This is a genomic window from Clostridium amazonense (assembly GCF_056431285.1).
On sequence record NZ_JBWKMH010000014.1, the window covers coordinates 1 to 10161 of the forward strand.

The window sequence follows — 10161 nt, forward strand, 5'->3', positions numbered from 1 at the left end:
TATCTCAAGTTTGCTGACTATAATAGTCAATTTTACATCTTTCGATGTGATCTTCTAATTGATTAGAATCTCAATGAATTAACTGGTTTTACCTATATATTATCTGTTTAATTTTCAAAGACCAATGTGTCATCATCACCTGACGACTTTTCCTATTTTACTAGATTTAAACTTTCTTGTCAACATTTTTTTTAATGTTTTTTTGAAGTTTATTTCTACATCGTTTGGCTTCAATTACTTGTTTGCCTCAGCGACAAGATTTATTATATGTAAAATATACTCTTTATTTTTTTTATTTTCTTTCATTAAGTACATTTATATCATTATTTTCTCTCTTTTTCTATTTTTTTCTCTCTTTTTCTAGTATTGATACACTAGGTAAAGTATGTATTGTAAAATATAATTCTTTACACTTATTTCTAGTATATATATTTATTAAAATAATTTAACTCTATAGAAATCCTACTTTTCTGTTGGTATAAGAATAGATGTACTTTAAAACATAATAGCCAAGTACACCTACTTTTTTTATTTATTACACTCTACTACTATAAAAGGAACTTTCATTTCCCATTCTGTTATTCCTGCATGTACTCCAATCATTTCATCATATTCATCTTTATTATTAAAAATTGACACTTTTCCTTTTGCTACTCCTAAGTAATCACCTAAAAACTTATTAAATCTTGGATGTTCTTTCCCAATCCCAAATAGTTTATTATCTATTACTTCTTCTTTAGATAGCAAAATAAAACTATCACCAAATTCCTTTTTAAATTCAATTTCAAATTTTTCTTTCATATCATCCTTCACATGAAAATTCACTGCCCGTGGTTCTATTGTTGGTAAATGCTTTAAACATTCTACAATCTTTTCATGATTTTGAATTAATACATTTTCTCCATCAATATGCCCATGATCTGCAGTAACAATTATTAGTGTGTCTTTAAGCTTAGTACTTAACTCACTCACTTTTTTATCAATGATTCTCATCCACTCTTTCGCATCCTCACTAAATATACCTTTTCCATGCATTGAATGATCAGGTTCTGGCCAATAGGTATATAAATACTTTCGTCCCTCTTCATTACAAATTTTTTCTACAGAGTTTACAAGTTCCTCTATAGAATTAACTTTGCATGTCCCAAACGGAGATATTGAATATGCCTTTGCTTTTTCTGTATCATTAATTTTACTTATAATACTTTTATATGGTATATATGTTGTAGCAACATTATAGTCTGCAACAATATCCCCATTATCATTTGTATTTCTAAATACAGTTACATTATCATTAACCTCTTTAAAGTGTAGAGTCCATCCAAGCCATGAGTGTTCCACTGGTGCAAGTCCACTTTCTATGGTTGTTGTTGCTGCTACTGTAGTTGGTGGATATACTGATGATATTTCATCTATCATATGTTCTCTTAAAAAACTTTCTTTTGGTAATACTGTTTCAATATTCTTACTTCCCATCGCATCAAATACCATTAGCACTACATTTTTATAACCATTATCTAATATGCTATCTAACTTAGTTAAAGTTTTATGTGTATGTTCTACCCCAAAATATTTTAATATAGAATTTGCTAAACTTAATATACTATTATCATAATCTGGATACATAATTTTCATTTATCTTACCCCCAATAAATTACATTTAATTAATATTATCATGTATCAATGTAGTATTCTAGTTTAATATTAATCTCTATACAAATTTATCTACCCTTCTATTCCAAATCCAAAGAGATATGATAAAACAAATTATAGTTGCTGAAAATAATACATATATATTTATCATATTGTATTTACCTGCTAATATATAATATGCAACATCTGTAGCTTTAAATAAAATCTCAAATATAGGTTCAAACAAATACACAAGCACTATGCTAAAAATACTACTTCCTAAAAATGATAGTACAGGTTTTCTTAAAACAACACTTAATAAAGATGTTATTGAAAGTATGGATAAATATATAAAAAATAATATTAAGTAATATTTCAGATTATATATAATTGAATGCACTACACCTAATTTATTATTTATAAGAAAATAAGTTGTAAATCTAGATTTAGGTAAAAACATAAAACCAAGAAAAACTTTGGTTAAATACACGCATATTAAAGTTAATCCATAAGAAGTTGCAAGTGATATCCACTTAGCTACTAGTAGTTTCCATCTTTTTATCGGTCTTAATAACACTATTTTATATGCACCTGAATCAAGCTCTGAACTTAATGATTCTGAAAAATACAGTGGTAACATAACAAATACTAATAACACATTAAAATCAATTAACTGCATTACCGGATAATTGAGGCTATTAAGTGCCACTTCTACGCCTTCTTTGAAAATTGCTGTATCTATTTGCCACCTAATTTGAAATAAAATAAAGTTTATAATTTGAAATATAATTGATATAAGAAACAGTATCTTGGTGCTCTTTCTTTGAACTATTCTTTCATATTCTGCTACAACTAACTCTCTCATAATGATATGATCACTCCTCTTACTCTAAATAATCCTCACTTACAAAATTTCTACAACACATTAACTGAAAAACTATAATTACTATTAACATTCCATAAAGAAAAACATTATCCACCCCTGCTGCAAAATAAGATGTTCCAGCAAATTGAGTATACAATGTTGATATGCTTAGATATTTTAAAGTAGCCTTTTCACTACACAAACTCATTATTGCTGCCATATATATTATATTTAAAATTAGAAATCCTACACTAAACCCTAAAGCTGCTGTTATTGTTTTGCATTTTATTGAAAAGAATTCAACTATACTTCCAAATGCCAACAAAGTTAAATATGCTAAAAAATAATACTTTAATGAGTAAATTATTGTATCCTTATTTTTATACATTCCTTCCTTAAAAAACAACGCAACCTCATTTGTAGAGGGTAAAAATATTTTACCTATAACTTTACAAATAATAAAATTAATCAAAAGCATAAGAAATACATTCACAGCTAGCACTAAAACTTTAGCAATGTATAATTTCCTTATAGAAATTGCTCTTGTAAATGCTAATCTTAAATTTCCTTTTCTATATTCTTCATTAAAGCTAAGTGTAAAAAAAATCATTATAATTACATTAAATGCTGTTATTAATGTTTCTTGAAGACTTAATATTGGAAAGTTCCTAGTGGAAGTAAATATTACCTCTGTATTATTTACTGTGGCATTCACCTCTAATGCAAACTTCAATGATATTAGTATTATTAAAGGAATACTAATAAAACATAAAATATTAATCTTTTTTGACCAAAATTTTTCAAATTCATAAATAAAAACAGTTTTAAACATTAAATTCACCTCATAAAAATTTAAATACATATACTAATCCATAATATTCATAAATATATCTTCCAAAGTCTTATTACACCTAGTATCATTTAATAACTTTTCTGATTCCCCACTCCATCTTATATTCCCATCCTTTATAAACACATATTTATTGCACACCTTCTGAAGTTCATCTAAATTATGACTTGATATTAGAAATGTAATTCCCTTTTCATCTCTAAGTTTTAATATTAAATTTCTTAAATCTTTCATTCCTAAAGGATCAAGCCCATTAGTTGGCTCATCTAATATTACTATCTCTGGATTATTAAGTAATGTTTGAGCAATTCCTAACCTTTGTTTCATTCCTAGCGAATATGTTTTTACTTTATCATTTCCTCTATCATCATTTTTACCTTTAAGTCCCACTATTTCTAAAACTTCCTCAACTTTTTCAAGTTGTTCTTCCCTCTTCATACCATAATTAAGTCTAGCTAAGTTTTGAAGATTTTTTCTTCCAGACATATAATCAAAAAATACTGGCACTTCTAAAACAGCACCAATTTCTCTTAATGCTTCTTCCCTATTTTTACTTACTTCTATTCCATTTATAAAGACATTTCCAAGCTCAGGTTTTATAAGTCCTGTTATCATCCTCATTATTGTTGTCTTTCCTGCACCATTTGGACCTATAAATCCACAAATGTCTGAATCACAAATATCAAATGATACATTATCTATTACATTTCTCTTTTTAAAAGCTTTACTAACATTTCTAATTTCAATTTTTTTATTACTCATCTTCTCATCCCCCAATACTTTTTAATAATTAACTCTAATTAAAATAACAATTTTAAAAACTCACTACTATATAAACATAGGAAAATAAACTTTTTATAAACTATAAAAATAATTTTTCTTATACCAACAAAATTTTTTACTTGCTTGTTTCATTGTAAATTTTTCACTATACTATTAATTGTGTATTGAAAATTTTTACAATTAAACTCTAATTAAAATTAAACTCACTAAATAAAAAATTAGGAGTGATTCAATGATGTGTAAAAAAGTGCTTATTATAGATGACAACGAAGAAATAATTTCTTTTATAAAACCAGCTTTAGAATGTGAAGGTTTTACTGTAGATTATGCTATAACTGGATATGAAGCATTAAGTAAAATCAATAGTAAATTGAACATTATTTTACTTGATGTTATGCTTCCAGATTTAAATGGATTTGATATTTGTAAAAAAATTAGAGAGAGTATTAACTGTCCTATTATTTTTTTAACTGCAAGGGGTCTTGAGGAAGAAAGAGTTAAAGGTTTTTTAGTTGGTGGTGATGACTATATAGTAAAACCATTTTCCTTAAAAGAACTTATTTTAAGAATAAACGTTCACTTTAATAGAACTAGCACAAACTATGTGAAAGAAACACGAACTAAAATTAATTTTAATGATGTTTGTATTAACTTAATTTCAAAATGTATTGAAAAGAATAATACTGAACTAGACTTTACTAAAAAGGAATATGAAATTATTGAACTCTTATCTACACATCCTAGCCAGGTTTTTTCTAAAGAACAAATTTTTGAACTTTTATGGGGATATGATAGTGAAAGTAATGTTACTACTGTAACTGAGCATATAAAAAGAATACGACTTAAGTTTAAATCTAATAATATATCTACTAAATATATAAAAACTGCATGGGGAATAGGCTATAAGTGGGATTCTTTAAAACTGTAACTAAAAAGCTAAAAATAAAAACTCAATTTGTCATATTCTTTTTATCAACATCTTTAACAACTCTCATTCTTAGTGTTGTTTGCATTTGTTTATTCCTAACTATTTCTTTTAATAAAAAAATAGCATTTTCCAATGAGGCTTATGTTCTAAAAAATGTAGATAAGATTTTAAATGCAACTTTCAAAAGTGAATTAGATTCTAATGTTTTAAAAAATGATTTTAATTATTTGGTAGTTTCTAAAGATAATACTATAATTTATTCTTCTATAGCTAGTAAAATATCTGATAAAATGCCTCTTTCATCTAAAAGATATATTATAAAAAAGCCTGATAAAGCTAGTAACAAAACTATTGTTTTTGTTTTTACACCTTTATTTGTTAATAATGAATTAAATGGTGGATTTGTTCAAAAATATGTTAGTAACTTCTTTGTTGAATTTAAATTTGTTGATAACTTTATGCAGAAAATAGGATATGAACTATCTTTTAATTTATTTATTATAATTACTATTGCCTTAATTAATTTTACAGTTTTAGTTTTGTTTTCATTAATTTTTTCATCAGGCTTTAAAAAAAGCTTTAAAGAAATAATAGCTATCAGTAATAAAATAAAAAATGGACGACTCGATTTTGCTGTGGACTCATCATATAAAAATGAAGTAGGTGATGTTCTTCTAGCACTTGATGAAATGCGTATAACACTTGATGATTCTTTAAAAACTCAATGGCTGATGGCTGAGCAAAGGAAAGATATGATTTTATCTCTTACCCATGATATTAAAACTCCTATAACTATAATATACGGACACTTAGAATTACTTTCTGGCAATTATCATAATATATCTGATGCTCAAAAAGAATCTTATATAAAAATACTCTTAAATAATGCTGAAAAAGTAAAAACACTTATAAATCAGTTAAATGAGGTATGGGATTTAGAAAGACCAAATTTATCCTTAAATCTTCAAGAAGTAAATCTATCTGAATTTATTTCTTATCTAGAAGATAACTTTTCTTGTCTTTGTAATGAAAAAAATATTAAATTTATACTTTCACATTCATTTGCTGATGACGACTATTGTAAGTTTGATGTATTTAGAATAGAAGAAACTTTATTGAACTTAATATCAAACTCATTAAAGCATACAACTAAAGATGATAAAATTTTAATTGAAAGTTTTTTTGATAATAATTCACTTACCTTCAAAGTTTCTGATACAGGCAAGGGTTTTAAAGATACTACAGATATTATTTTCAATAAGCATTATAAAGGAAACGAGGACATAATATATAAGAATAGTTCTGGATTAGGACTTTATATTTGCAAACTTATTGTTGAAAAACATAATGGTAGCATTAGAGCTTATAACAATAATACTGGTGGTGCAACTGTAGAATTCTCTTTGCCATTATTATAAAAAAATAAGTATATAAAAGAGTAATAGAAATTAAATCTATTACTCTTTTATATATTTATTAAATTCATTTACAATACTTTTATTATTGCTATATCCTAAATCTTCTAATGCAAGCTCCATTGTATTTAGTACATAACTAATATGTTCAAGCTTAGCATTTTCTCCCATATGTCCTATTCTTATAACTTTATTCTCTAAATATCCAAAAGAGCCTGCTATAAGAACATTATATTTTTCTCTCATTTGTTTTATTAATTTATTGACTTCTATTCCTTTTGGTGGCTCAACAACTGTAACTGTACTTGAGTAACCACTTTTTAAATATAAATTTAAACCATACTCTTCTAATGCTTTTCTAGTTGCATATGCTATTTTTCTATGCCTATCATGAACTTTTTCTAAACCTTCATCTAAAATATTTTCAGTAGCAACTCTTAGACCATAAATATCACTTATTGGCATTGTATATGGGAACCATTTCTTTTCATAATAATCTCTCCATATAGTCAAATTACAGTAAAATCCTACTATTGGAGATTTTCTATTATTCATACACTTATATGCATCTTCACTTATTGAAACAATAGTAAGTCCTGGGGGAGCTGAAAATGCTTTTTGAGAACCACCAAGTGCAATATCCACTTGCCATTCATCAACATTTATAGGTTCTCCCACCATAGCTGCAACACTATCTACAACTGTTAATATTCCATACTTCTTTAATAATGGACATATACTTTTAATATCATTTAATACTCCAGATGGTGTATCGCAATGTACTACAGTTGCATATTTGAAATCGTGATTGTCTTTTAAAAACTTTTCTAAATCATCTATATCAATCTCTTTTTGTCTATCAGATTTATAAATAGTTGGTATACCACCATATAAAGTTACAAAATCCTTAAAACCTTCTCCAAATATACCATTATCTATAATTAATACATTATCTAAAGGTTCTGTTAATGATGCACATGCTGCTTCTAACCCAAGAATTCCTTCACCACTCAATATCCTAACATCACTCTTAGTTCCAAGAATACTTCCTATTTTTTCACAAGTTTCTTTATAGTAATCATAAAAAGCTAAATCCAAATCAGGATTTGTAAACTTTTCTGCCCTTGCCAAAAGCACATTCTCCCTTACCATTGTTGGGCCTGGTGTAAATACATAAGGACTTTTCATATAACCTCTCACTCCCCAATAAATACTATTTTATTATTCTTTTAGAAACATAATATTTTTCATTATAATACGAGCTACTTAATGATGATACCTTTACTAACTGTCCTGGACCTGGTGCATGTATAAACTCATTATTTCCTATATATATTCCTACATGAGATATATCACTAGCGTCTTCTTCATTTGTTGTAAAGAAAATTAAGTCTCCTGCTCTTAATTCGTTCCTTTGAACAGTTTTTCCTTCATGAACTTGATAATAAGTTGTTCTTGATATTTCTATTCCAAAATGATTATACACATATTTAACAATACCTGAACAATCAAATCCCACTGGTGTAAATCCACCCCATAAATATGGAGTTCCTATAAATTCTTTTGCTTTATTAACTATATCAGTTCCTGTATATCTTGAATCTATTAACTCTGTTTCTTGTACAATTGGACCTAAATCTTCTGAACCATCATGTATTTTAATGTAATCACTGTGAACCCATCCTGTTATACCTGATGCCGTTATTTTATACCATCCATTAGAATGAGCAACTAAATTTCCTTTTGTACCATATCTCAAAGTTCCTACAATCTTTCCATTAGATGATGCTTCACTTCTAACATTTAAAACTGTAGCTGTAACTACACCTATTTTATTTATAGTATCAATATTTATATCTGGAGCGGTTCCATTATTATTTTCACCTATAGTTACATAATCTGCTGATATATATCCAAAACCATTGTTATATTTTATTTTATACCATCCTGCTTGTTTTCCTACAATATTAACCTTAGCATTATAATTTAATATTCCAATATGATCTTGTGAGGTGGATGGTCCTTTTCTTACAAATAATGAATCTGCATTTACATATCCTGTAGTATTCATAGTGCTTTCTTCATTGTTTCCATTTCCTGAACCATTGTTTCCTGCATTTTCAAATGTTATATATTCGGCTGATACGTATCCTTGTGTTCCACCTGCATTTACTTTGTACCATCCATTTGTACTTTCAAGTACAGTAACACTAGCACCATTAGTAAGTACTTTTACAACATTATAGTTTGTACCTGCTCCACTTCTTAAATTTAATTGGTCAGCTGTAACTTTTCCAACTTTACCATTTAAACTACTATCTGATGTACTTCCACCACCATTATTTTGATTTCCACCACTTGTATTACCACCACTAGTAGAAACATAATCACAAGAAACATATCCTTGTGTTCCTTGGACATCAATTTTGTACCATCCATTGGTAGTTGAAAGTATTTTTACGTTAGTTCCTTGTGGTAATACCTTTATAACAGCATAATTAGTTCCTGCTCCACTTCTCATATTAAGCGGTGCAGATGTAATACCATTTGAAGTATTAACTTGTCCATTATTAGTGTTATTTGAACTAGAATTATCACCCTGTTGATTTGAAGATATTGTTATATACTCTGAAGATACATATCCAACAACACCACCAACGTTTACTTTAGACCAATTATTCTGTGTTTCTAATACTAACAAACTAGTATCTTTAGGCAAAGTTTTTATAACTCCATAACTTGTTCCAGCTCCACTCCTAAGATTAAGAGACCCAACATTAACTACACCTGTTTTGTTTACAGATGTTTTATTCTCAACATTTTGCTTTGAATCTAAGTCTACATAATCACCATGAACCCAAGCATCTTTTCCATTATAATCAATTTTATGCCAACCATTTTTAGACTCAATTATGTTTACTTTTGTATTTAATGGTAATGATCCTATTACCTTAGAAGATGTACTATTCTCACTTCTTACATTTAAGTTATTAACATTAATTATTCCAACTTGCATATCTGCTGCTATTGCTGTCTTATTGCCTAAAATAGCACATAAACACATCGTTGCTGTAACTCCTCCAAGAGCTTTTTTTGAACTGTTCAATATTTCTTACCTCCATCCTAGTGTATATAATTCTAATATCGTTTAATAGTATTACTCTCTATATATTTTATAGTAAAAATTGTTATTTAACAATTGTATTTTTTCTACTTTTATCTAGATACTTATTCAACGTAAAAGTCTCTTAATCCTTTTAATATATAGCTTTATTTGAATTTATTTACATTTATTTTTAATTTATTATAACTAAAAATAAATTTAAGTGTATATAATTAGTTTATCTCAAACTTAAAATAAGTTTATTCTAAATAAAAAAAGCATGCTTAACATGCCATGCTCTATAGAATTAAACTATTAACTAATTTTTATATTATTTTTCCAAGAATAAATTATACCCTATATGTAATTTATAATTTTTATTTCTTTTAAATTTTATATTTACTTTTTATAATAAAGAAAATTAAATAAAAAAAAGCAACCCTAAATGGATTGCTTTTTATGGTGGAGATAAAGAGATTCGAACTCTTGACCCCCTGCGTGCAAGGCAGGTGCTCTCCCAACTGAGCTATACCCCCAAATATGGTGGACCTTCAGGGACTCGAACCCCGGACCTACCGGTTATGA

8 protein-coding genes and 1 tRNA gene are annotated in these 10161 nt (G+C 27.3%); 2 read left to right on the top strand and 7 right to left on the bottom strand.

The features are described 5' to 3' along the window. Window positions 1-528 precede the first annotated feature (528 nt). The 4 genes from AC07E4_RS07430 to AC07E4_RS07445 all read right to left on the bottom strand — a co-directional run bounded on the left by AC07E4_RS07430 (window position 529) and on the right by AC07E4_RS07445 (window position 4109). Window positions 529-1635, bottom strand: coding sequence for an alkaline phosphatase family protein (locus AC07E4_RS07430; protein ID WP_478216039.1), 1107 nt, complete (start codon window positions 1633-1635; stop codon window positions 529-531). A gap of 76 nt (window positions 1636-1711) precedes the next feature. Then, entirely contained in the window at window positions 1712-2497 is a 786-nt protein-coding gene (locus tag AC07E4_RS07435; RefSeq protein ID WP_478216040.1) for an ABC transporter permease subunit, read from the bottom strand. A gap of 19 nt (window positions 2498-2516) precedes the next feature. After that, entirely contained in the window at window positions 2517-3329 is an 813-nt protein-coding gene (locus AC07E4_RS07440; protein ID WP_478216041.1) for an ABC transporter permease, read from the bottom strand. Window positions 3330-3362: 33 nt separating this feature from the next. Further along, on the bottom strand, window positions 3363-4109 hold the full coding sequence (locus AC07E4_RS07445; protein ID WP_478216042.1) for an ABC transporter ATP-binding protein: 747 nt from the start codon (window positions 4107-4109) through the stop codon (window positions 3363-3365). A 253-nt stretch (window positions 4110-4362) separates the two neighbouring features. On the opposite strand from AC07E4_RS07445, the gene AC07E4_RS07450 reads away from it, so the two are divergent. Further along, window positions 4363-5058, top strand: coding sequence for a response regulator transcription factor (locus AC07E4_RS07450; RefSeq protein ID WP_478216043.1), 696 nt, complete (start codon window positions 4363-4365; stop codon window positions 5056-5058). Then, a complete protein-coding gene (locus AC07E4_RS07455) occupies window positions 5037-6476 on the top strand; it encodes a HAMP domain-containing sensor histidine kinase (RefSeq protein WP_478216044.1) in 1440 nt (479 codons plus the stop codon). The genes AC07E4_RS07450 and AC07E4_RS07455 overlap by 22 nt, the downstream gene beginning before the upstream one ends. 39 nt (window positions 6477-6515) lie before the next feature. Here the strand turns inward: AC07E4_RS07455 and AC07E4_RS07460 are convergent, their stop codons facing one another. The 3 genes from AC07E4_RS07460 to AC07E4_RS07470 form a co-directional block, all read right to left on the bottom strand. Beyond that, window positions 6516-7661, bottom strand: coding sequence for a pyridoxal-phosphate-dependent aminotransferase family protein (locus AC07E4_RS07460; protein WP_034439668.1), 1146 nt, complete (start codon window positions 7659-7661; stop codon window positions 6516-6518). 25 nt (window positions 7662-7686) lie between these two features. Further along, a complete protein-coding gene (locus AC07E4_RS07465; protein ID WP_430830868.1) occupies window positions 7687-9579 on the bottom strand; it encodes a C40 family peptidase in 1893 nt (630 codons plus the stop codon). A 457-nt stretch (window positions 9580-10036) separates the two neighbouring features. Next, window positions 10037-10112 (bottom strand) — tRNA-Ala (locus AC07E4_RS07470). Between the last annotated feature and the right edge of the window lie 49 nt (window positions 10113-10161).

What these genes read in the sequence shown, in the direction of transcription:
- AC07E4_RS07430 (WP_478216039.1), bottom strand. Translation starts at nt 1,635, where the DNA reads ATGAAAATTATGTATCCAGATTATGATAATAGTATATTAAGTTTAGCA.
- AC07E4_RS07435 (WP_478216040.1), bottom strand. Translation starts at nt 2,497, where the DNA reads ATGAGAGAGTTAGTTGTAGCAGAATATGAAAGAATAGTTCAAAGAAAG.
- AC07E4_RS07440 (WP_478216041.1), bottom strand. Translation starts at nt 3,329, where the DNA reads ATGTTTAAAACTGTTTTTATTTATGAATTTGAAAAATTTTGGTCAAAA.
- AC07E4_RS07445 (WP_478216042.1), bottom strand. Translation starts at nt 4,109, where the DNA reads ATGAGTAATAAAAAAATTGAAATTAGAAATGTTAGTAAAGCTTTTAAA.
- AC07E4_RS07450 (WP_478216043.1), top strand. Translation starts at nt 4,363, where the DNA reads ATGATGTGTAAAAAAGTGCTTATTATAGATGACAACGAAGAAATAATT.
- AC07E4_RS07460 (WP_034439668.1), bottom strand. Translation starts at nt 7,661, where the DNA reads ATGAAAAGTCCTTATGTATTTACACCAGGCCCAACAATGGTAAGGGAG.